The 20785-nt window shown below is 72.3% G+C and carries 23 protein-coding genes; 16 read left to right on the forward strand and 7 right to left on the reverse strand.

Annotated elements, in window-relative coordinates; genetic code table 11:
* The first annotated feature begins 64 nt into the window (after nt 1-64).
* Nucleotides 65-1558: an SDR family oxidoreductase gene (locus ACR9ZG_RS03865; protein ID WP_481283504.1), complete on the forward strand. Its 1494-nt coding sequence runs from the start codon at nt 65-67 to the stop codon at nt 1556-1558.
* On the opposite strand, the gene ACR9ZG_RS03870 is transcribed toward ACR9ZG_RS03865, so the two are convergent.
* Nucleotides 1539-2096 carry a MarR family transcriptional regulator gene (locus ACR9ZG_RS03870; protein ID WP_481283505.1) on the reverse strand — a complete coding sequence of 186 codons (558 nt, stop codon included), beginning with the start codon at nt 2094-2096 and terminating at the stop codon, nt 1539-1541. The genes ACR9ZG_RS03865 and ACR9ZG_RS03870 overlap by 20 nt on opposite strands.
* Before the next feature lie 95 nt (nt 2097-2191).
* Here ACR9ZG_RS03870 and ACR9ZG_RS03875 point away from each other — a divergent pair, with 95 nt between their 5' ends.
* The 6 genes from ACR9ZG_RS03875 to ACR9ZG_RS03900 are packed head-to-tail and all read left to right on the forward strand — an operon-like array spanning nt 2192 to nt 7403.
* Nucleotides 2192-3337 (forward strand): polyprenyl synthetase family protein, encoded by a 1146-nt coding sequence (locus ACR9ZG_RS03875; protein ID WP_481283506.1) that lies wholly within the window; start codon nt 2192-2194, stop codon nt 3335-3337.
* Nucleotides 3334-4239 carry a phytoene/squalene synthase family protein gene (locus ACR9ZG_RS03880; RefSeq protein WP_481283507.1) on the forward strand — a complete coding sequence of 302 codons (906 nt, stop codon included), beginning with the start codon at nt 3334-3336 and terminating at the stop codon, nt 4237-4239. The genes ACR9ZG_RS03875 and ACR9ZG_RS03880 overlap by 4 nt, the downstream gene beginning before the upstream one ends.
* On the forward strand, nt 4236-5873 hold the full coding sequence (gene crtI, locus ACR9ZG_RS03885) for a phytoene desaturase family protein (protein WP_481283508.1): 1638 nt from the start codon (nt 4236-4238) through the stop codon (nt 5871-5873). The genes ACR9ZG_RS03880 and crtI overlap by 4 nt, the downstream gene beginning before the upstream one ends.
* Nucleotides 5870-6205 (forward strand): lycopene cyclase domain-containing protein, encoded by a 336-nt coding sequence (locus ACR9ZG_RS03890; protein WP_481283509.1) that lies wholly within the window; start codon nt 5870-5872, stop codon nt 6203-6205. Before crtI ends, ACR9ZG_RS03890 begins: the two co-directional genes overlap by 4 nt.
* Nucleotides 6202-6525, forward strand: coding sequence for a lycopene cyclase domain-containing protein (locus ACR9ZG_RS03895; RefSeq protein WP_481283510.1), 324 nt, complete (start codon nt 6202-6204; stop codon nt 6523-6525). The genes ACR9ZG_RS03890 and ACR9ZG_RS03895 overlap by 4 nt, the downstream gene beginning before the upstream one ends.
* On the forward strand, nt 6522-7403 hold the full coding sequence (locus ACR9ZG_RS03900) for a prenyltransferase (RefSeq protein WP_481283511.1): 882 nt from the start codon (nt 6522-6524) through the stop codon (nt 7401-7403). The genes ACR9ZG_RS03895 and ACR9ZG_RS03900 overlap by 4 nt, the downstream gene beginning before the upstream one ends.
* 1 nt (nt 7404) lies before the next feature.
* Here the strand turns inward: ACR9ZG_RS03900 and ACR9ZG_RS03905 are convergent, their stop codons facing one another.
* On the reverse strand, nt 7405-7791 hold the full coding sequence (locus ACR9ZG_RS03905; RefSeq protein WP_481283512.1) for a VOC family protein: 387 nt from the start codon (nt 7789-7791) through the stop codon (nt 7405-7407).
* Between the two features lie 153 nt (nt 7792-7944).
* On the opposite strand from ACR9ZG_RS03905, the gene ACR9ZG_RS03910 reads away from it, so the two are divergent.
* Together ACR9ZG_RS03910 and ACR9ZG_RS03915 are read left to right on the forward strand one after the other, a co-directional pair.
* Complete coding sequence (locus ACR9ZG_RS03910) at nt 7945-8895, forward strand: DnaJ domain-containing protein (RefSeq protein WP_481283513.1); 951 nt, start codon at nt 7945-7947, stop codon at nt 8893-8895.
* 78 nt (nt 8896-8973) lie between these two features.
* Nucleotides 8974-9360 (forward strand): VOC family protein, encoded by a 387-nt coding sequence (locus tag ACR9ZG_RS03915; RefSeq protein ID WP_481283514.1) that lies wholly within the window; start codon nt 8974-8976, stop codon nt 9358-9360.
* A 24-nt stretch (nt 9361-9384) separates the two neighbouring features.
* Here ACR9ZG_RS03915 and ACR9ZG_RS03920 read toward each other — a convergent pair whose 3' ends face one another.
* The 3 genes from ACR9ZG_RS03920 to ACR9ZG_RS03930 are packed head-to-tail and all read right to left on the reverse strand — an operon-like array spanning nt 9385 to nt 11035.
* Nucleotides 9385-10194 carry a DUF72 domain-containing protein gene (locus ACR9ZG_RS03920; RefSeq protein WP_481283515.1) on the reverse strand — a complete coding sequence of 270 codons (810 nt, stop codon included), beginning with the start codon at nt 10192-10194 and terminating at the stop codon, nt 9385-9387.
* A complete protein-coding gene (locus ACR9ZG_RS03925; protein ID WP_481283516.1) occupies nt 10194-10559 on the reverse strand; it encodes an RNA-binding S4 domain-containing protein in 366 nt (121 codons plus the stop codon). The genes ACR9ZG_RS03920 and ACR9ZG_RS03925 overlap by 1 nt, the downstream gene beginning before the upstream one ends.
* Before the next feature lie 2 nt (nt 10560-10561).
* Nucleotides 10562-11035, reverse strand: a complete 474-nt coding sequence (locus ACR9ZG_RS03930; protein WP_481283517.1) for a hypothetical protein — start codon at nt 11033-11035, stop codon at nt 10562-10564.
* Nucleotides 11036-11067: 32 nt separating this feature from the next.
* Here ACR9ZG_RS03930 and ACR9ZG_RS03935 point away from each other — a divergent pair, with 32 nt between their 5' ends.
* Nucleotides 11068-11571, forward strand: coding sequence for a hypothetical protein (locus ACR9ZG_RS03935; RefSeq protein WP_481283518.1), 504 nt, complete (start codon nt 11068-11070; stop codon nt 11569-11571).
* Here ACR9ZG_RS03935 and ACR9ZG_RS03940 read toward each other — a convergent pair.
* Nucleotides 11555-12379 (reverse strand): DUF1295 domain-containing protein, encoded by an 825-nt coding sequence (locus ACR9ZG_RS03940; protein ID WP_481283519.1) that lies wholly within the window; start codon nt 12377-12379, stop codon nt 11555-11557. The two genes, ACR9ZG_RS03935 and ACR9ZG_RS03940, sit on opposite strands and share 17 nt — an antisense overlap.
* 74 nt (nt 12380-12453) lie before the next feature.
* Between ACR9ZG_RS03940 and clsA the strand changes: the two genes are divergently transcribed.
* From clsA to ACR9ZG_RS03960, 4 genes are all read left to right on the forward strand, one after another.
* Nucleotides 12454-13107 carry a cardiolipin synthase ClsA gene (clsA, locus tag ACR9ZG_RS03945; protein WP_481283520.1) on the forward strand — a complete coding sequence of 218 codons (654 nt, stop codon included), beginning with the start codon at nt 12454-12456 and terminating at the stop codon, nt 13105-13107.
* Complete coding sequence (locus ACR9ZG_RS03950) at nt 13094-13609, forward strand: FHA domain-containing protein (protein ID WP_481283521.1); 516 nt, start codon at nt 13094-13096, stop codon at nt 13607-13609. Before clsA ends, ACR9ZG_RS03950 begins: the two co-directional genes overlap by 14 nt.
* A complete protein-coding gene (ftsR, locus tag ACR9ZG_RS03955) occupies nt 13609-14301 on the forward strand; it encodes a transcriptional regulator FtsR (protein ID WP_481283522.1) in 693 nt (230 codons plus the stop codon). Before ACR9ZG_RS03950 ends, ftsR begins: the two co-directional genes overlap by 1 nt.
* A gap of 142 nt (nt 14302-14443) precedes the next feature.
* A complete protein-coding gene (locus ACR9ZG_RS03960) occupies nt 14444-14995 on the forward strand; it encodes a MerR family transcriptional regulator (RefSeq protein WP_481283523.1) in 552 nt (183 codons plus the stop codon).
* 98 nt (nt 14996-15093) lie between these two features.
* Here ACR9ZG_RS03960 and ACR9ZG_RS03965 read toward each other — a convergent pair whose 3' ends face one another.
* Nucleotides 15094-15915 (reverse strand): ParA family protein, encoded by an 822-nt coding sequence (locus ACR9ZG_RS03965; protein WP_301208160.1) that lies wholly within the window; start codon nt 15913-15915, stop codon nt 15094-15096.
* A 70-nt stretch (nt 15916-15985) separates the two neighbouring features.
* On the opposite strand from ACR9ZG_RS03965, the gene ACR9ZG_RS03970 reads away from it, so the two are divergent.
* Together ACR9ZG_RS03970 and ACR9ZG_RS03975 are read left to right on the forward strand one after the other, a co-directional pair.
* Nucleotides 15986-19390, forward strand: a complete 3405-nt coding sequence (locus ACR9ZG_RS03970; protein ID WP_481283524.1) for a pyruvate carboxylase — start codon at nt 15986-15988, stop codon at nt 19388-19390.
* 82 nt (nt 19391-19472) lie between these two features.
* A complete protein-coding gene (locus tag ACR9ZG_RS03975) occupies nt 19473-20780 on the forward strand; it encodes a MinD/ParA family ATP-binding protein (protein WP_481283525.1) in 1308 nt (435 codons plus the stop codon).
* Nucleotides 20781-20785: the final 5 nt, after the last annotated feature.

Below are 20785 nucleotides of genomic sequence, written 5' to 3' on the forward strand. Positions count from 1 at the left end.
GACGGCCTGAGCCGACGGGTATTCCGGGAAGCCACGCGCCGTACGCCAGGCGTATGGTCGGCGCATGACCGCCCGCCGCATCCTCGTCACCGGCGCCACCGGCTACATCGGCGGCCGGCTGGTCCCCCGGCTGCTCGCCAGGGGGCACACCGTGCGCGTGCTCGCGCGCTCGCCGCAGAAGCTCGCCGACGTGCCGTGGGCGGACCGGGTGGAGGTGGTGGAGGGCGACCTCGGCGACGCGGAGGCCGTCGCGCGTGCGGTGGCTGGCATGGACGTCGTCTACTACCTCGTGCACTCGATGCGCGCCCGCGGCGACTTCGAGCAGGAGGAGGCGGCGGCTGCGCGGGCCGTGGCCGACGCGTCGGCCGCCGCGGGCGTCTCGCGCATCGTCTACCTCGGGGCCCTGCACCCGGACGGTCCGCTGTCGCAGCATCTCCGCTCGCGGGTGGAGGTCGGCCGCGTGCTCCTGGCCTCCGGCGTCCCGACCGTGGTGCTGCAGGCGGGCGTCGTTATCGGCTCGGGGTCCGCGTCGTTCGAGATGATCCGGCACCTCACCGAGGTGCTGCCGTACATGCCGGCGCCGCGCTGGGTGCGCAACCGCATCCAGCCGATCGCGGTGCGCGACGTGCTGCACTACCTCCTGGAGGCCGCCGAGCTGCCCGCGGAGGTCTCGCGCGCCTTCGACATCGGCGGCCCCGACATCCTGCGCTACGGCCAGATGATGAACGGCTACGCGGTGGAGGCGGGCCTGCCCCAGCGGCCCATCGCCTCCCTCCCCGTGTTCACGCCGTGGCTCGCGTCGCAATGGGTGAACCTCGTCACCCCGATCCCGCGCAGCCTCGCCGTGCCGATCATCGAGTCGCTGCAGTACGACTGCGTGGTGCGCGAGCACGACATCGACGCCGTGATCCCGCCGCCCGCGGGAGGCCTGACCGGCTACCGCGCCTCCGTCCGACTGGCGCTCGCGAAGATGCGGGCGGGGGATGTCGAGACGAGCTGGCTGAACTCCTCGGTCTCCGGCGCCCCGAGCGACGCGCTGCCGAGCGATCCGGACTGGTCCGGGCACACCGTCTACACCGACGTGCGCGAGCGGACCAGCCGCGCCGACCCGGAGGCCCTGTGGCGCGTGGTCGAGGGCATCGGCGGGGAGCGCGGCTGGTACTCCTTCCCGCTGGCCTGGGCGCTGCGCGGCTGGCTCGACAAGCTGGTCGGCGGCGTCGGCCTGCGGCGCGGGCGCCGCGACGCCGACCGCCTGCACACCGGGGAGGCGCTCGACTGGTGGCGGGTGGAGCAGCTGCGCCGGGGGAGCGACCTGCGCCTGCGCGCCGAGATGCTCGTCCCCGGCCGCGCCTGGCTCGAGCTGCACGTCGAGCCGGCGGAGGGTGGAGGGTCGCGCTACCGCCAGCGCGCGGTGTTCTTCCCGCGCGGGCTCTCCGGCCGGCTGTACTGGTTCGCGATCCTGCCCTTCCACGGCATCGTGTTCGAGGGCATGGCGAACCGGATCGTCGCGGAGGCGGAGCGCTCGCAGCGCGCCGGAGTCAGTCCGGGGGCGCCGTGATGAGCGTGGTCGCGCTGAGGTCGCGCAGGAAGCGGGTGACGATCTCCCGCTCCGCCGGCGTCAGCGCCCTGGCCACCTCGAAGCGCCTGGCGTGCTGCCGGCCCATCGTGCGGCGGACCTCGCGGTGCGTCTCCGGCGTGATGTCGACGGTCACGGCGCGGCGGTCGGTGGGGTGCGGCCGGCGCACGATGTGCCCGGCGCGCTCCAGCCGGTCGAGCAGCTTGGTGGTGGACGCGGTGGAGATGTGGAGGTGCTCGGCGAGCGCGCCCGCGGTCACCGCGACGTCGGCGTTGCTGGACGCGATGATGTACCGCAGCGCCTTCATGTCGGTCTCGTTGAGCTTCATGCGGCTGCGCGACTCGAAGCTGAGCCGCTGCTCGGCCTCGCGCCACTCGCGCATCGCGTCGAGGACGCCCATCACCTGCGCGAGCTCGTCCTCGCTCAGGTCGTCGTGGCGGACGAGTTCCTGCCGGGGGTCGATGACGCGGGGGTCGGTGAGCGCCCCGCTGATGCGGCGCGCGTCGTCCCTCGAGGCCATGCGCACATCCTATTCCCAAACGTGAGAAGCATGCTAAGTTATTTGCTAACCAAGCTAGACAATGTCGTCAGGCGACGCGAGAGACGGAGGCCACGATGACTCAGCTCCAGCCGCGCATCGACCTCGCGGGGGTCCCGGCCACGCCCGCCTTCCCGGCAACGACCGCCATCCCGGCCGTCGACGACCTCGCGGCCGTCGACGGCAGGATCGCCGCCTTCTTCGCCGAGCGCATCGCCCGCGCCGCCGGCTACGGCGACGAGTACCTCCGGCTCTGGTGCAGCGCCCGCGCCGCGGCCGACGGCGGCAAGCGCATCCGCCCCCGGTTCGTGCTCTCCGCGTTCCGCGCGCTCTCCGGGGCGAGCGGGGAGGCGGGGGGCCCGGCGCTCGCCGACGCCGCCCTCGACACAGCCGTCGCCTTCGAGCTCCTGCACACCGCCTTCCTCCTCCACGACGACGTCATCGACGGCGACGTCGTACGCCGCGGTCGTCCCAACATCGCGGGCGAGTTCGCAGCCGACGCCGCCGAGCGCGGTGCCGCGGGACCGACGGCCCGGCTGTGGGGCGAATCCGCCGCCATCCTCGCCGGAGACCTGCTCATCCACGCCGCGTCCTCGGTCGTCGCCCGGCTCGACGTGCCCGCCGGGATGCGCGACCGGCTGCTCGACGTGCTCGACCACTCCGTCTTCGTCACCGCGGCCGGCGAGCTCGCCGACGTGCGGCTCTCCACCGGGCTCGGCAGCCCGGAGCTCGCCGATGTCCTCCGCATGACCGAGCACAAGACCGCCGCATACTCCGTCGCCGGCCCGCTGCTCGCCGGGGCCATCCTCGCCGGGGCGGAGGGCGACCTCCTCGACCGCCTCGCCGAGTACGGGCGGCTCGTCGGCATCGCCTTCCAGCTCGGCGACGACCTTCTCGGCGTGTTCGGCGCCCCCGACGTCACCGGCAAGAGCGTCCTCAGCGATCTCCGGGAGGGCAAGGAGACGACCCTCATCGCCTACGCCCGCAGCACCACCGGCTGGGCCGCCGTCGCCGACCTCCTCGAGCGCCACGATCCCGGCGACGACGACGCGGAGGCGCTCGCCGCCGCGCTGGAGGCGTGCGGCGCCCGCCGGTTCGTCGAGGGCCTGCTCGCCGATCACGTGTCGGCCGCGCTCGCGCTCCTCGACGACCCCGGCGTGCCGTCGACGCTCGCCGCCCCGCTCTCCGACCTCGCCCGCAGCTGCATCGGGAGGACCGTATGACCCGCGCACCCGAGGCGCCCGCCGCAGCCGCGAGCGCCCCTCCCACCGACCTCGCGCTGTACACGCGCGCCGCGCACGGCGGCGCCGCCACCATCATCCGCGAGTACTCCACCTCGTTCGGGATGGCCACCAGGCTGCTCGGAGCGGAGGTCCGCCCGCGCATCGAGGACGTCTACGCGCTGGTCCGCATCGCCGACGAGATCGTCGACGGCGCCGCCGCCCAGGCCGGTCTGAGCGTGGACGACCAGCGCGAGCTCCTCGACGCCCTCGAAGCGGACACCGAGCGTGCGATGCGCACGGGCTACAGCGCGAACGTCGTCGTGCACGCCTTCGCCGTCACCGCCCGGGCGACGGGGATCGGGACCGACCTCACCCGGCCCTTCTTCGCCTCCATGCGCCGGGACCTCAGCCCCGTGGACTTCACCGCCGACGAGCTGAGCGCCTACATCTACGGCTCGGCCGAGGTCGTCGGGCTGATGTGCCTGGCGGTGTTCCTCGCCGATCGCCCGGTGCCGGACGCGACGCGCCGCCGGCTGGAGGCGGGGGCGCGCAGGCTCGGTGCCGCCTTCCAGAAGATCAACTTCCTGCGCGACCTCGCGGTCGACTACGCCGAGCTCTGCCGCAGCTACTTCCCCGGGATCGACCCCGCGCGGCTGACCGAGCGGCAGAAGCTGGCGCTGGTGGTCGACATCGACAGCGATCTCGCGGCGGCGGCCGACGCCATCCCCGAGCTGCCGGACAACTGCCGCCGGGCCATCGCGGCCGCGCACGGCCTGTTCGCCGAGCTGAGCGACCGCATCCGCGCCACCCCGGCGAGCGAGCTGCTGCGCAGGAGGATCAGCGTCCCGAACCGGACCAAGCTCACCATCGTCGTGCGCGCGAGCACCGGGATGCTGCGATGAACGCGGGCGCGGCCACGACGCCGCCGCGGACGGTCGCCGTCATCGGCGGCGGCATCGCCGGTCTCGCCACCGCCGCGCTCCTCGCGCGCGAGGGCCACACGGTGACGATGCTCGAGCAGAACCGCGAGGTCGGCGGCCGGGCCGGGCTGTGGCAGCACGACGGCTTCCGCTTCGACACCGGCCCCTCCTGGTACCTCATGCCGGAGGTGTTCGACCACTTCTTCCGGCTGCTCGGCACGAGCACCGCCGAGCAGCTCGACCTCGTCACCCTCGACCCCGGCTACCGCGTCTTCGCCGAGGACGGCCGCCCTCCGCTCGACGTGCGGCAGGCGGGGGAGGCGAACCGGGCGCTGTTCGAGAGCGTCGAGCCTGGCGCCGGCGCCGCCCTCGACCGCTACCTGGCCGACGCGGGGGAGACCTACCGCCTGGCCGTCGACCGCTTCCTCTACGGCACCTTCGCCTCCTACCGGCCGCTGCTGAGCGGGGAGGTCGTGCGCCGGACCGGCACGCTGGCCCGTCTGCTCCTGCGCTCGCTCGAGAGCCATGCGGCCCGCACGGTCGACGACGTCGTGCTGCGCCAGATCCTCGGCTATCCCGCGGTCTTCCTCGGCACCTCGCCCGACCGCGCTCCGAGCATGTACAGCCTGATGAGCCACCTCGACCTCGACGACGGCGTCCGCTATCCGCTCGGCGGCTTCACGACGCTCATCGAACGGATCGCCGCCCTCGCCGAGCAGGCAGGAGCGCGCCTGGTCACCGGCGCCCGCGTGACGGGCATCCGCACCGCGCCGCCGTCCGGCCGCTCGCTGCTCTCGAGCGCGCGGGCGCGCGCCGCGGGCGTGACCTACGAGACGGCCGACGGCAGCAGGCACGAGCTCGCCGCCGACGTCGTCGTGTCGGCGGCCGACCTCCACTTCACCGAGACGCACCTGCTGCCGCCCGCGCTCCGCAGCCACCCCGAGAGCTCCTGGGACCGCCGCGACCCCGGCCCCGGCGCGGTGCTCGCCATGCTCGGCGTCGAGGGGAGGCTGCCTCAGCTGACGCACCACAACCTCCTGTTCACCACCGACTGGGCGGCGAACTTCGAGCGCATCTACGGCGCCGACCCCGGCATCCCCGACCCGGCGTCGCTCTACGTCTGCAAGCCGAGCGAGACCGACCCGTCGGTGGCGCCGGCCGGCTGCGAGAACCTGTTCGTCCTGGTGCCCGTGCCCGCCGACGTGTCGATCGGCGCCGGCGGCATCGACGGCGCAGGCGACCGGCTCGTGGAGCGCACCGCCGACGCCGCCATCGCGCAGATCGCCTCCTGGGCGGGCATCCCCGACCTCGCCGACCGGGTGATCCTGCGCCGCACGGTCGGCCCCGACGACTTCGCCTCCTCGTTCAACGCGTGGCGCGGAGGCGCGCTCGGCCCCGCACACACCCTGCGGCAGAGCGCGTTCTTCCGGCCGGGCGACGCCTCGCGCCGGGTCGAGGACCTCTACTACGCCGGCTGCTCCACCATCCCGGGCATCGGCCTGCCCATGTGCCTCATCAGCGCCGAGCTCGTCGTGAAGCGCCTGCGCGGCGACCTCACCGCCGGTCCGCTGCCGGAGCCGCTGCGGCCGGTCGCGCACCGGGAGCCCGTGTCGTGAGCGTCGCCTACCTGGCGTGCCTCCTGGTCGCGCTGGCCGCGATGGTGCTGCTCGACCGCCGCTTCCGCCTGGTCTTCTGGCGGGACGCGCGCCGCGCGGCGATCACCGTCGCCGTCGGCGTGCTGTTCTTCCTGGCGTGGGACGCCGCCGGGATCGCGCTCGGCGTGTTCGCGCGGGGGCCGTCGCCCGCGCTGACCGGCATCGAGCTGGCGCCCGAGCTGACCCTGGAGGAGGTCTTCTTCCTCCTCTTCCTCTGCTACCTCACGCTCGTGCTGATCTTCGGCGCCCGGCTGGTGCTCGACCGCGCGGCCGCGAGGCGGGAGGAGCGGTGACGTACCTCCTCCTGAGCGTCGTCTTCGTCGCCGTCGCCGCCATCGTGCTCGGCATCGCACTGGCGATCTCGCCGGACCGCAGGGAGCTGCTCCGCCGCTGGACCCTCCCCGTCGCGATCGCCGCCGTGGTCGTGCTCGTCCTCACCGCCGTCTTCGACAACCTCATGATCGGGGTCGGCCTGATGACCTACGCCGACGACCGCATCAGCGGGGCTCGGCTCGGCCTCGTGCCGATCGAGGACTTCTCGTACCCCCTCGCGGCCCTCCTGCTGCTCCCGGCGGTCTGGCTGCTGCTGCGGCGGAGGAGGACCCGCTCATGACCGCCCAGGCCGCCCCTCCCTCCGCGCTGCGCCAGCTGCTGCTCGCCTCCCGCCCGCTCAGCTGGATCAACACCGCCTTCCCGTTCGCTGCGGCTTACCTGCTGACCACGCGGCAGGTGGATGCGACGCTGATCGTCGGCACGCTCTTCTTCCTCATCCCGTACAACCTCGCGATGTACGGCATCAACGACGTCTTCGACTACGAGTCCGACCTGCGCAACCCGCGCAAGGGCGGCGCAGAGGGGGCACTGCTCGACCGCGGGATGCACCGCCGCACGCTCATCGCGGCCGCCGTGGCCTGCGTGCCGTTCGTCGTCTACCTGGTGATCGTCGGCTCGCCGCTGTCCTGGCTGGTGCTCGCGCTCAGCCTGTTCGCGGTCGTCGCCTACTCGGTGAAGGGGCTGCGGTTCAAGGAGGTGCCCTTCCTCGACTCGGCGACCTCCAGCTTCCACTTCGTCAGTCCGGCACTGTACGGCCTCGTGCTCGCGGGCGCGGCCTTCACGCCGGGCCTGTGGCTGATCCTCGTCGCCTTCTTCCTGTGGGGCGTCGGCAGCCACGCCTTCGGCGCCGTGCAGGACGTGGTGCCCGACCGGGAGGGAGGCATCGCCTCGATCGCGACCGTGCTCGGCGCCGCGCGCACCACGCAGCTGGCGGTCGCGGCCTGGGCGCTCGCCGGCGTCGCGATGCTGTTCACCCCGTGGCCGGGGCCGCTCGCCGCGGTCCTGGCCCTGCCGTACATCGCGACAGCCGCGCCCTACCTCACGGTGCCCGACGAGCGCGCGAGCGCCGCCAACCGGGGCTGGCGGCGCTTCCTGTGGATCAACTACGCGTGCGGCTTCGTGGTGACGCTCCTGCTGATCTGGGTCTGGAACGCCTGACTCACTCGGCCGGCCGTGGCGGCAGCTGCTGGAGCGCCCACTCGTTGCCGTCCGGATCAGCGAAGGTCACGAACCGTCCCCAGTCCAGGTCGGCGACGCCCTCGGCCGCGATGCCGTTCTCCAGCAGGTGCGCGAGCGCGGCGTCCGCGTCCGGGATCACGATCTGCAGGCCGGACATCGTGCCGGGCTCGCGCTCGGTGAGCCCCTCGCCGAACGCGATGGAGCACGCGGAGCCCGGAGGCGTGACCTGCACGAAGCGCAGCGTGGGGGAGACGCGGTGGTCGTGATCCGCGTTCCAGCCCAGCCGGTCGACGTAGAACTCCTTCGCGCGGTCGACGTCGGCCACGGGGAGCGTGATGAGCTCGATGCGCCAGTCGGTGATGGCCATGTTCGTCCCTCTCTCTCGGTTGTCCCTCCACTCTCCACCCGCATGCGGTCAGAAACGGGCCGCAATCTGGCGACCACGCACATCGAGCGAATTCGCGGATCCGCGCGCTAGTCTCGGTGTTCGACCCCTGTTCCGACCAGACCCGAGAGCACGATGAGCGACAGTCCCGCCTCGCCCACCCCCTACGAGGTGCTCGGCGTCAGCGCGACCGTCGGCCACGACGAGCTGCGCCGGGCGTACCGTCGCCTGCTCCGCGAGACCCACCCGGACACCGGAGGCTCGGCCGCCGCGTTCCAGGCCGTCCAGGCGGCGTGGGAGCTCATCGGCGACCCCGAGGACCGCGCCCGCTACGACCGCGGCGAGGGCGTCGTCGTCGACGCCGTCTCCGGCGATGCCGGCCCCGGCGGATTCAGCGCGACCGTGCACCCCACCCGGCAGCGCGGCGGCAGCGGCGGCGCCGGTGTCCGCGCCCGCTCCTACGGGCACCCCGGCGGCCGCGCGCGCGAGCGCTACCTCTCCCTCATGCGCGAGTGGATGGGCCGCGGCACCGACCTCGACGACCCCTACGACCCCGCACTGGTGCGGTCGGCTCCGCGCGAGATCCGCGGGCTGCTGGCGGAGGCGCTCGCCGAGGAGGCGACCGCCCGCGCGGTGGCCGGCCTCGGCATCGGCTTCACCATCTGGAACGACGTCGCCGTGCCGCACTCGGACGACAAGCTCGACCACATCGTCCTCGGCCCCGCCGGCCTGTTCGCCGTCCGCTCGGCCGACTGGGGCGGCGAGGTCAAGCTGGCGAAGGGCGAGATCGTCGGGCCGACGCTCCACCCGGGCGAGGAGCCGTTCCGCGAGCTCCAGCGTGCGGCGAAGGCCGTGGGCCGCCAGGCGGGCGTCCGCTTCACCGGGCTGATCGTCGTCGTGCCGGACGACGACCTCGCGGTCCCGTTCGACGTGGTCCAGCGCGGGAGGCTGGCGGGCTCGCTGCTCGTGCGCCGCTCCCTGCTGCCGTCGATCCTGCGCGACGGGGCCAGCGCGGCCGGCCGCGAGAGCGTCGACCGTGTCTTCGACCTGCGCACCCGCCTCCAGGAGTCGCTGCGCTTCGTCTAGCTTCAGTTCGTCCAGCCGCGCTTCGTCCAGCCGGAGTTCGTCTAGACACGGGCCGGTGCCGCGCGCGACCATGACCCCATGGTCACCCCACTCGACATCTTCAGCGGCTTCAGCGTCGACGACATCGACGCGGCGCGCGCCTTCTATCGCGACACTCTCGGGCTGGAGGTGACCGACGGCCCGATGGGCAACCTCGACCTCGCCCTCCCCGCGGGCGGGCACGTCTTCATCTACCCCAAGCCCGATCACACGCCCGCGAGCTTCACCATCCTGAACCTGGTGGTGGCGGACATCGACGCGGCGGTCGACGACCTCAACGCGCGCGGGGTGACGACGAAGATCTACGGCGACGAGCTGCCCACCGACGCGAAGGGCGTGATGCGCGGCCGCAGTCAGGACCGCGGGCCCGACATCGCCTGGTTCCGCGATCCGGCGGGCAACGTGCTGTCGGTCCTGCAGAACTGACGCCGCCCTGCCCGGGCCGCCCCCTCAGCGCAGCCGCTCGCGCAGTGCCATCGCGTCGTACGGGGCCCGCACCTTCACGTCGTTGTCGAAGTACGCGTAGACGTCGAGGCCGTCGGCGAGCCAGCCCCGCATGTCGGCGGCCCAGCGGTCGAGCGCCTCGTCGTCGTACCCGCTCGTGTACAGCTCCTCGTCGCCATGGAGGCGCACGTACATGAAGTCGGCGGTCACCTCGCGGATCACGGGGTAGCGGCCGGCGGTGTCCGCCACGACCACGGCGACGCCGTGGTCCCGGGCGACCCGGACGAACGCGGGGTCCGTGAACGACTCGTGGCGCGCCTCCACCGCGTGCCGCAGCGGCAGGTCGGCGGTGACGGCCGTGTGCGTGCGGTCCTCGTCGAGCGTCGCCTCGCCCGCGAGCGTCGCGGCGGCCGTCGTCGAGCGCGGGAGCATCGCCAGGAACGCGTCCAGTTCCTCCGGGTCGAGCGGCAGGGTGGGCGGCAGCTGCCACAGCAGCGGCCCGAGCTTCGGCCCGAGCGCCAGCACTCCCGACGCGAAGAAGTTCGCGACCGCGGTCCTCGCGTTCTTCAGCCGCAGGATGTGCGTGATGTACCGGCCGCCCTTGACCGCGAAGACGAAGTCGTCCGGGGTGTGCTCGGCCCACGTGCGGTAGCTGGAGGGGCGCTGCAGCGAGTAGAAGCTGCCGTTGATCTCGATCGAGTCCAGCCGCTCGGCCGCGTACGGCAGCTCCGCCCGGTGCGGCAGCCCCTTCGGGTAGAAGACGCCGCGCCACGGCGCGTACGTCCAGCCCGAGATGCCGATGCGCGCCCGCGCCATCAGCGTCCCCGCAGCTGGTCCAGGAGCCTCCGGTCGCGCTTGGTCGGCCGACCGGCGCCGCGCTCGCGCAGCACGGCGAGCGGCGCCTCCGTCTTCGGCGGGGGAGGCGGCGTGCGGTCCTCGAAGCACTCGGCCGCCACCGCCGCACCGACGCGCTTCACGATCAGCCGGCGGGCGATGTAGATCTTCTCGCTGCCCGCGACGAACGCGCGCACCTCGTCGCCGACCTTCACCGGCTGCGACGGCTTCGCGCGCTCGCCGTTGACCTTGAGGTGGCCCGCCTTGCAGGCGTCGGAGGCCGCCGAGCGCGTCTTGAACAGCCGGACGGCCCACGCCCAGGAGTCGACGCGCACGCTGTCGGCCACGGTCAGACCGCCGCGGCCTCGCGCTCGGCGAGCGACTCCTCCGCCAGCGACGCCTTCCATTGCACGAGGCTGCGCACCGTGCGGCTCCTGTCCTTCGCGAGGGTCTCCATCACGTCGGCCGGCACGAAGTAGTTGACAGCGACCCAGCCGCGGACGGTCTCGGACCGGTCGGCGGCCAATTCGCGCAGGATGTCGCAGGGTGTCGCCTCGTTCTTCGCCACGCACCCGCGCACGCCATCGTCGGGGTCCTTCGCCAGCGCCTCGAACACGTCGACGGGGGTGTTGTAGCTGCTCGCCACGGCCTCCCGGATCTTCGGATTCGCGTCGGTCGCGAGCAGGCGCAGCCGGCGGATCTTGCTCTCGGTCACCTCGGGCGCCGGGTGCAGCGCCGCCGCCTCCTCGGCCGTGAGCATGGCGGGGCGGGCCGCCCGCATCGCCTGGCGCTGGGCAGGGGTGTTGAAGCGGATGCACGACATGCCTCCACCGTAGTCCGGGTTACGGTGGAGGGGTGGAAGCTCTGCTCTCGCGTCTCGACCGCCTCGCGGGCGGCCGCCATGCGGCGTACACGGTGCCGGAGGAGGGGCGCGACGACCCGCGCACCCGGCGCGCCTTCCACGTCATCGCCTGGCTGCTCGTCGTCGAGCTGCTGATCGGTACGGCCGCGGTCGCCGTCGCCGTCGTGCTCGCCCTCGACGGCGTATCGGTGCCCTTCCCTGTGTGGATGCGGTCGGTCGTCGTCCTCGGCATGACGGTCACGCTGTTCTACTTCGCCTGGCGCGCCACCAAGGGCTACTACTGGGCGTACTCGCGGCTGCGGCTGTTCTCGAAGATCTTCCCTGTCGTCACGCTCGTCATCGCCGCGGTCCCCGGGCTGTACCCGCTCTGGATGGTCACCGAGCAGATCGTGTTCAGCCTCATCCTGATCGGCGTGGCCGACTACCTCGACTCCGACCACATGCGCTCGGCGTTCCCGAAGCCGCCGCGGCCGGGCTCGGTCAGCGCGGCGCGCTGACGACCTCTCCGCGCGCCGGGAGCCACGGCACGATCGGCGACACCCGGCGCTGGTACTCCGCGTACTCCGGGTAGCGCGAGCGCGAGATGCTCTCGGTGAAGACGGTGGAGCCGATGAACAGCCCGGTCAGCAGCAGCGGTCCGATCACGGTCCACTGCAGCAGCGAGCCGGCGGCCACGCACCCGAACAGGAACACCACCCACCACTGCGCCTGCTCGAAGAAGAAATTAGGGTGCCGGGAGTAGCGGAACAGCCCGGTCTGCAGGAACCGTGGGTCGGGCGTGCGGCCGGCGGCGGCCTCCGCCTTCTTCCAGCGGTGGAACTCCCACTGCTGCTGGTCGGCGACGGTCTCGCCGACCAGGAAGGCGAGGAAGAGCGCCGCGCAGACCAGGTCGAGCGGGTTCAGCGGCGTGCGGTGCTGGTACGCCGTCCACATCGGCAGCGTGATGAGCAGGAGCAGCACGTTCTGGTAGATCACGATGAACAGGAGGTTGAACACCTGGAACAGCGCCGGGCTCATCCGGCCGCGCAGCACCTCCCACCGGTAGTCCTCTCCGCCCGGCCGGTAGCCGCCCTTGCGGGCGAAGTTGAACGTGAGCCGGAGGCCCCACAGCGTCACCAGCACGGCGACCAGGTCGAGCCGCGCGTCGGCGAGCCCGGCCGCCCCGGCGAAGATCCAGGCGTACGCCACCGGCACGATCGACCAGATGCGGTCGACCCAGGAGTGCTCGTTCGTGACGAGCGACAGCACCCAGGTCGCGGCGCAGACGGCCGCCAGCAGCCAGAGACAGACGATGATCGGATCCACGGCCACATCCTAGGGGCGTGGGGCGCGCGCGGTCAGGATGCAGGCCGCGGAGCGCCGCTCGCTAGAGTGGAGGAGTGGATGGTGTCGGCGCCCAGGCAGCGGTCCCGCCCGACGGGGTGAGCTCGCGCGTCTGGACGATCCCGAACGTCCTCAGCTTCTTCCGGCTGGCCCTCGTCCCCGTCTTCCTCGTCCTGGTGATCGCGGGGGAGGATGCGCTCGCGCTGCTGGTGCTGGTCGTGTCCAGCATCACCGACTTCCTCGACGGCTGGCTGGCCAGGCGGCTCGGCCAGGTCTCCCGGTTGGGCCAGCTGCTCGACCCCGCGGCCGACCGGCTCTACATCTTCGCCGCGTTGATCGGCCTCGCCTGGCGCGAGGTCATCCCGTGGTGGCTCGTCGCGGTGATCGTCGCCCGCGACGTCATGCTCGCGGTCCTCGGGGTCGTGCTGGCGAACCACGGGTTCGGCCCCCTCCCGGTGCACCACCTGGGCAAGGTCGCGACGTTCTGCCTGTTCTGGGCGCTCCCGCTGCTGATGCTGGGGGAGGCGTTCGAGCCGCTGGCGCCGTGGTCGCTGCCGCTCGGCTGGGCCTTCGCGCTGTGGGGCGCGTTCCTCTACTGGTGGGCCGGAATCGTGTACATCCGCGAAACCGCTCGCGTAATCCGCCTTCCGGCCGATGACAGGCGCCGGCTTTCCGATACGCTGGACGAGAAGGAGGTTGACGGTGCCTGACGAGACCCAGAACGTTCCATCCAGCGGCCCCGCCGACGGCGACGCCGAGAACAACCCCCTGCGCGCGGCGGGGAACGAGGACACGACGGCCCGCTTCGGCGAGGAGTTCGTGTCCAAGATGTTCCCGCTCGACGGGGAGGTCTCGCCCGAGGAGCAGGAGGCCATCAGTGCGCTCCCGTCCGGGTCGGCGCTGCTGATCGTGCGGCGCGGACCGAACACCGGCGCGCGGTTCCTCCTCGACGCCGACGTGACGAGCGCCGGCCGGCACCCCAACGCCGACATCTTCCTCGACGACGTGACCGTCTCGCGCCGCCATGCCGAGTTCACCCGCCGCGGCACCGCCTTCGAGGTGCGCGACCTGGGCTCGCTCAACGGCACGTACTACGACGGCGTCCGCATCGAGAGCGCGCTCCTGTCCGACTCCGCCGAGGTGCAGATCGGCAAGTTCCGCCTGACCTTCTACGCCTCGCGCCAAGACCTCGCCGCAGCGGCGAACGGCTAGTGGCCCGGCCGGCAGCGAGGGCGCAGTCCGCGTCCCCCGCCCTGCTCAGCATCGGCCAGGTCCTCGCGCGGCTGACGCCGGAGTTCCCCGACCTGTCGTCGTCGAAGCTGCGCTTCCTCGAGGAGCGCGGACTGGTCTCGCCGTCGCGCACGGCCTCGGGGTACCGCAAGTTCTCGCCCGCCGACGTGGAGCGGCTGCGGACCGTGCTCGAGATGCAGCGCGACCACTACCTCCCGCTCAAGGTCATCAAGAAGTACCTCGCCGACCTCGACGCCGGCCGGCACCCGGCGATGCCGGGGACCGGTCGCGCGCCGTCGATCCTCGACAAGGGCACCCGGCTGCAGCGCGACGAGCTCCTGCGGGAGGCCGGCGCTTCTGCCGAGCTGCTGCAGGAGGCGATCAGCGCCTCCCTCATCACGCCGGGCGACGTCTACGGCGACGAGGCCCTCACCGTGCTCAAGGCGCTGGCGGAGCTGAGCCGCACGGGCATCGAGCCGCGGCACCTGCGCGGATTCCGTGCCGCCGCCGAGCGCGAGATCGGCCTGATCGAGACGGCTCTCGTCCCGATCGCGCGCCGCAACGACGTGTCGAGCCAGGCCAGGACCGCCGAGCTCGCCCGCGAGATCGCGGGGCAGCTCGACGTCGTCCGCGGCAGCATCATCCGCGCGGCGCTCGCGCGCCTGCGGCCCTGACGGCCGCGATCGGCTCCCGCCGACCTCGACACGCCGAGCCGATTGTCCGGATGTCGTTGCCCGGTGACCTCCGCATGGGTACCGTTGATGAAGCGCCGGTCATCACGGTGTGCGGTATCCGAACGGTCGAGAGGCGAACACCATGAGCGAACTGAGTCGTGACGGCGGCGTCGCCCGCTACGACCTGGGCCTGCTGTTCACCGACGGCCTCCCCGAGATGGACGACACCAACGGCTACCGCGGCGCCGTCGCCGCCCGCGCGGCCGGCATCTCCTACCGCCAGCTCGATTACTGGGCCCGCACCGGGCTCGTCGAGCCCACGGTGCGCGGCGCAGCCGGCTCGGGCTCGCAGCGGCTGTACGGCTTCCGCGACATCCTCGTGCTGAAGCTCGTCAAGCGTCTCCTCGACACCGGCATCTCGCTGCAGCAGATCCGCACGGCGGTCAACCAGCTGCGGGAGTCCGGGGTCAACGACCTCGCCCAGACCACGCTGATGAGCGATGGCGCGAGCGTCTACCTCTGCACCTCCGACGACGAGGTCATCGACCTGGTCAGCCGCGGGCAGGGCGTCTTCGGCATCGCGGTCGGCAAGGTGCTCCGCGAGGTCGAGTCGAGCCTGGTCGAGCTCGACACGCAGACCGACGCCATGGACGAGCTGGCCGCGCGCCGCGCCGCCCGCACCAAGGCCTCCTGACCCCTCCCGACTCCAACCGTCGAGTACGCGGATTCTCCGCGTAGTCGGCGGTTTTCGCCCGAATTCGGGCGTACTCGCGTGCCTGCCCGAGGAACGGGTCAGGCGGTGGGCTGGGTCGCGTACTCGCCGATGCGGGCGGTGCGCAGCACGCGCTCCAGCAGCAGGTCGAAGTTGTGCGCCATCTCCTGCGCGCTCTCGCCGGGCCAGACGTGGAGGGGCTTGGCCGCTCCCTGCGCCTGCTGCAGCGAGGTGCGCTCCGGCAGCTGCGGCGACAGCACCAGCGGGCCGAACATGTCGCGAAGCTCCTTGATCCGGAACTGGTGCTCCAACGACTGCACGCGGGCGCGGTTCACGATGATGCCGAGCGGCTGGAGGCGCGGCGACAGGCCGCGGCGGATCTCCTCGATCGCGCGCAGCGCGCGGTCGGCGGCCGCGACCGAGAACAGGCCGGGCTCGGTGACGACGGCGACGCGGTCGCTCGCCGCCCACGCGGTGCGGGTCAGCGCGTTGAGCGAGGGCGCGCAGTCGATGAGCACGAGCTCGTAGTCGTGCTCGACGTTGGCGAGCGCCTCCTCCAGCTTCCAGATGTCGCGGATGCTGGGGTGCGGGCCGTCGAAGTTGATCGCCGACGGGCTGCCGATCATGACGTCGATCTTGCCCGAGCGGCCCTTCGTCCAGCCCGAGGGCGCGATCGCCGCGCGGACGATCTTCTCCTTGGGGGAGGCCAGCACGTCGGCCACGTTGAGATGGCCGGCGACCTGGATGTCCATGCCGGTCGACACATCGGACTGCGGGTCGAGGTCGACGACCAGGGTGCGGAGTCCTTTCGCGAACGCCGCCGAGGCAAGTCCGAGCGTCACCGTGGTCTTTCCGACACCGCCCTTGAGGGAGCTAACGCTGAGTACGTGCACGAGAGCCACGTTACCTTTACTAGTCTTGGAGAACCTAACCGTTTGCTGTGTGGTGTCGACCCCTGCTCGAAAGGTCCCCATGTTCCGTAAGATCCTCGTTGCCAATCGCGGTGAAATCGCCATCCGGGCCTTCCGGGCCGCCTATGAGCTCGGTGCTCAGACCGTCGCCGTCTTCCCGTACGAGGACCGCAACTCGATGCACCGCCTGAAGGCCGACGAGGCGTACCAGATCGGCGAGCCGGGGCATCCGGTGCGGGCATACCTCGACGTGCAGGAGATCATCCGCGTCGCCAAGGAGTCGGGCGCCGACGCGATCTACCCCGGCTACGGCTTCCTCTCCGAGAACCCCGAGCTGGCCGACGCCGCACGCGCGGCCGGCATCGCCTTCATCGGCCCCCGCGCCGAGGTGCTCGAGATGGCGGGCAACAAGGTCACCGCCAAGGAGCACGCGATCGCCGCGGGCGTCCCGGTCCTCAAGTCGACCCCGCCCTCGCGCGACATCGAGGAGCTGCTCGCCGGCGCCGACGAGATCGGCTTCCCGATCTTCGCGAAGGCCGTCGCCGGCGGCGGCGGGCGCGGCATGCGCCGCGTGAACAGCAAGCAGGACCTGCGTCCGGCGCTCGAGGAGGCGATGCGCGAGGCCGACAGCGCGTTCGGCGACCCGACCATGTTCCTCGAGCAGGCCGTGCTGCGCCCGCGCCACATCGAGGTGCAGATCCTCGCCGACTCCACCGGCGACACCATGCACCTGTTCGAGCGCGACTGCTCGGTGCAGCGCCGCCACCAGAAGGTGGTCGAGATCGCCCCGGCGCCGAACCTCTCGGACGACATCCGCCAGGCGCTCTACCGCGACGCGATCGCCTTCGCCAAGTCGATCGGCTACGAGAACGCCGGCACCGTGGAGTTCCTGCTGGACACCGCGGGCGAGCGCGCCGGCCAGCACGTCTTCATCGAGATGAACCCGCGCATCCAGGTCGAGCACACCGTCACGGAGGAGATCACCGACGTCGACCTCGTCCAGTCGCAGATCCGGATCGCGGCGGGGGAGACCCTCGCCGACCTCGGCCTCAGCCAGGAGACGGTGCAGATGCGCGGCGCGGCCCTCCAGTGCCGCATCACGACCGAGGACCCGACCGCGAACTTCCGCCCGGACACCGGCAAGATCACGACGTACCGCTCGCCGGGCGGCGCCGGCATCCGCCTCGACGGCGGCACGATCAACCCGGGCGCCCAGATCAGCCCGCACTTCGACTCCATGCTCGCGAAGCTGATCACCCGCGGCCGCGACTTCCCGGCCGCCGTGCTGCGCGCCCGCCGTGCGCTGGCCGAGTTCCGCGTGCGCGGCGTCGCCACGAACATCCCGTTCCTGCAGGCCGTGATGGAGGACCCTGACTTCATCGCCGGCAACGTCTCGACCTCGTTCATCGAGGAGCGGCCGGAGCTGTTCAAGGGGCGCGCCTCCAAGGACCGCGGCACCAAGGTGCTCAACTGGCTCGCCGACGTGACCGTCAACCAGCCCAACGGCCCGCGGCCGGAGACCGCCGACCCCGCCGACAAGCTCCCGCGCATCGACCTCGCGGCCCCGGCGCCATCCGGCTCGCGCCAGCGCCTGCTGGAGCTCGGCCCGAAGGGCTTCGCCGACGCGCTGCGGCAGCAGACCGCGCTGGCCGTGACCGAGACCACGTTCCGCGACGCGCACCAGTCGCTGCTCGCGACGCGCGTCCGCACCCGCGACCTCCTCGCCGTGGCGCCGTACGTCGCCCGCATGACGCCCGAGCTGCTGTCGGTGGAGGCGTGGGGAGGCGCGACCTACGACGTCGCGCTCCGCTTCCTCGGCGAGGACCCGTGGGAGCGCCTGGCCGCCCTGCGCGAGGCCCTGCCGAACATCAACATCCAGATGCTGCTGCGCGGCCGCAACACCGTCGGCTACACGCCGTACCCGACCCAGGTGACCGACGCCTTCGTGCGCGAGGCCGCCTCGACCGGCGTCGACATCTTCCGCATCTTCGACGCGCTCAACGACGTGTCGCAGATGCGCCCGGCGATCGAGTCGGTGCTCGCCACCGGCTCCGCGGTGGCGGAGGTCGCCGTCTGCTACACCGGCGACCTGCTCGACCCGAACGAGGACCTCTACACCCTCGACTACTACCTGCGCCTCGCGGAGCAGATCGTCGACTCGGGCGCGCACATCCTCGCCATCAAGGACATGGCCGGCCTGCTGCGGCCGAGCGCCGCCGAGAAGCTGGTGGGCGCGTTCCGCGAGCGGTTCGACCTCCCTGTGCACGTGCACACGCACGACACCCCGGGCGGCCAGCTCGCCACGCTGCTCGCCGCCGCCCGCGCGGGCGCCGACGCGGTCGACGTCGCGAGCGCGCCGATGGCCGGCACCACGAGCCAGCCGAGCGCCTCCGCCCTCGTCGCTGCGCTCGCCCACACCGAGCGCGACACCGGCATCTCGCTCTCCGCGGTCGAGGACCTCGAGCCGTACTGGGAGGCCGTGCGCCACGTCTACGCGCCGTTCGAGTCCGGCCTCCCGGGCCCGACCGGTCGCGTGTACAAGCACGAGATCCCCGGCGGCCAGCTGTCGAACCTGCGGCAGCAGGCGAAGGCGCTGGGGCTCGCCGAGGACTTCGAGCTCGTCGAGGACATGTACGCGGCGGCCAACCGCATCCTCGGCCGCATCCCGAAGGTCACCCCATCGTCGAAGGTCGTCGGCGACCTCGCCCTGCACCTCGCCGCGGTGAAGGCCGACCCGGACGACTTCGCCGAGAACCCGCAGAACTACGACATCCCCGACTCGGTGGTCGGCTTCATGGCCGGCGAGCTGGGCGAGCTGCCCGGCGGCTGGCCGGAGCCGTTCCGCACCAAGGTGCTCGCGGGCAAGACCGTGAAGGTCGGCGTCGAGGACCTCTCCGCGGACGACGCCAGCGCGCTCGAGGGCGACAGCGCCGAGCGCCGCGCGACCCTCAACCGCCTCCTCTTCCCGGCCCCCACGCGGATCTACGAGCAGATGCGCGAGCTGTTCGGCGACCTCTCCGTCGTCGACACGCTCGACTATCTGTACGGCCTCGCGCAGGGCTCGGAGCACGTCATCGAGTTCAGCAAGGGCGTGCGGCTCTACCTGGGCCTGGAGGCGATCGGCGAGGCCGACGAGAAGGGCATGCGCACGGTCATGACGACGCTCAACGGGCAGCTGCGCCCGGTGTTCGTCCGCGACCGCAGCATCGTCGTCGAGACCAAGGCGGCCGAGAAGGCCGACACGGCCAAGCCCGGCCAGATCGCCGCACCGTTCTCCGGCGTCGTGACCCTGCAGGTCGCGGTCGGCGACGTCGTCGCGCCCGGGCAGGCGGTCGCCTCCATCGAGGCCATGAAGATGGAGGCGGCGATCACCGCCCCCGTCGGCGGCACGATCGAGCGGTTGGCGATCCCGAAGACCCAGCAGGTCGACGCCGGCGACCTGCTCGTCGTGATCACCCCCGCCTGACGGCCGAGCACGACGACCCGACACGCTGACGCCTAGAATGGCGCCGTCGCCTCGCAGGAGGCGGAAGGAGAATGCAGGAGACGTGGTGGACAAGCCGGAGGAGCCCGAGGACGGTGCCCTCGCGCGCGCGGACGAGGGGCTCACGCTCACACCGTCCGAGACGCTGAAGATCGCCGTCGACCTCCCGGCGCCTCCGCCGCCGGAGATGCCGGCCGACGAGGCCGCGGTCGCGATCGACGACGTCCCGGTCGACCCCGGGTTCGTCGCGTCGCCGACCGAGCCGACCACGACCTCCGTCGCCATCGTCGCGTCGCGGCTGGCGGCCTCGCCGGCCACCGGCCCGACGCCGACCGCGCCCGAGCCGGCTCGTGCGGCCGACGTGCCGCCGACCCCGGCGCGCGACGGGGTGTCGCGCCGCGACCGCCTGCGCGGCGAGGCGTCGCCGCAGCCCGAGTCGGCGGCCATGCTGACCGCCGACCGGCTCCTCGAGATCAACCGCAAGACGCGGCCGGGGCCTGAGGGGCCGTGGCAGCGCTTCGTGTACAACGCGACGTTCCGCGGCGTGAACCTCGGCGACTCGGCGAAGGTGCGCGCCCGCAAGGAGCTCGACCACCGCATCCAGAAGCAGTTCGAGGGCGGCACGCGGTTCGTGCCGGTGCTCACCCGCAAGGGCGGCGTCGGCAAGACCACCGTGACGACGCTGCTCGGGATGGCGCTCGCGAGCGCCCGCGAGGACCGCATCGTCGCGATCGACGCGAACCCCGACCGCGGGACCCTGTCGGAGCGCGTGCCCAAGCAGACGCGCGCGACCGTCCGCGACGTCGTGCACAAGGCGGCGAGCATCGGCGGCTTCACCGACTTCTCGGCCCTCGTGTCGCGCGACGAGACCCGGCTCGACATCCTGGCCTCCGACACCGACCCGCTGCTGTCGGAGGCGTTCGACGAGAACGACTACAACGTGGTCGCCGACCTCGCCGCGCGGTTCTACTCGATCGTCCTCACCGACTGCGGCACCGGCATCGTCCACTCGGTCATGCGGGCCACGCTGCAGCGCGCCGACGAGATCGTGATCGTCTCGGGCGGCAGCGTCGACGAGGCGCGCCTCGCCTCCGAGACCCTGACCTGGCTGGAGGCGAACGGCTACGGCGACCTGGTCTCCAACGCCGTGGTCGCGCTCAACACGGCCACGCAGGGCACGAACCTGGTGAAGCTCGAGGAGATCGAGTCGCACTTCCGCTCGAGGGTGCGCGAGATCGTCCGTATCCCGTACGACCCCCAGCTGGCGGCCGGGTCCGTGGTCTCGTGGAAGAACCTCAAGCCGCTCACCCAGCTCTCGGCCCGCACACTCGCCGCACTCGTGGTCGAGGGGCTGCCGGCCGAACGCGACTGACGCAG

The organism is Leifsonia sp. KNZ12-8B (assembly GCF_056755495.1).

Excerpts from the sequence above, each read along its gene's own strand:
- ACR9ZG_RS03870 (WP_481283505.1), bottom strand. The coding sequence starts at position 2,096 with ATGGCCTCGAGGGACGACGCGCGCCGCATCAGCGGGGCGCTCACCGAC.
- ACR9ZG_RS03920 (WP_481283515.1), bottom strand. The coding sequence starts at position 10,194 with ATGGCGCGGGCGCGCATCGGCATCTCGGGCTGGACGTACGCGCCGTGG.
- ACR9ZG_RS03970 (WP_481283524.1), top strand. The coding sequence starts at position 15,986 with ATGTTCCGTAAGATCCTCGTTGCCAATCGCGGTGAAATCGCCATCCGG.
- crtI (WP_481283508.1), top strand. The coding sequence starts at position 4,236 with ATGAACGCGGGCGCGGCCACGACGCCGCCGCGGACGGTCGCCGTCATC.
- ACR9ZG_RS03900 (WP_481283511.1), top strand. The coding sequence starts at position 6,522 with ATGACCGCCCAGGCCGCCCCTCCCTCCGCGCTGCGCCAGCTGCTGCTC.
- ACR9ZG_RS03880 (WP_481283507.1), top strand. The coding sequence starts at position 3,334 with ATGACCCGCGCACCCGAGGCGCCCGCCGCAGCCGCGAGCGCCCCTCCC.
- ACR9ZG_RS03960 (WP_481283523.1), top strand. The coding sequence starts at position 14,444 with ATGAGCGAACTGAGTCGTGACGGCGGCGTCGCCCGCTACGACCTGGGC.
- ACR9ZG_RS03865 (WP_481283504.1), top strand. The coding sequence starts at position 65 with ATGACCGCCCGCCGCATCCTCGTCACCGGCGCCACCGGCTACATCGGC.
- ACR9ZG_RS03910 (WP_481283513.1), top strand. The coding sequence starts at position 7,945 with ATGAGCGACAGTCCCGCCTCGCCCACCCCCTACGAGGTGCTCGGCGTC.
- ACR9ZG_RS03905 (WP_481283512.1), bottom strand. The coding sequence starts at position 7,791 with ATGGCCATCACCGACTGGCGCATCGAGCTCATCACGCTCCCCGTGGCC.
- ACR9ZG_RS03930 (WP_481283517.1), bottom strand. The coding sequence starts at position 11,035 with ATGTCGTGCATCCGCTTCAACACCCCTGCCCAGCGCCAGGCGATGCGG.
- ACR9ZG_RS03875 (WP_481283506.1), top strand. The coding sequence starts at position 2,192 with ATGACTCAGCTCCAGCCGCGCATCGACCTCGCGGGGGTCCCGGCCACG.
- ACR9ZG_RS03915 (WP_481283514.1), top strand. The coding sequence starts at position 8,974 with ATGGTCACCCCACTCGACATCTTCAGCGGCTTCAGCGTCGACGACATC.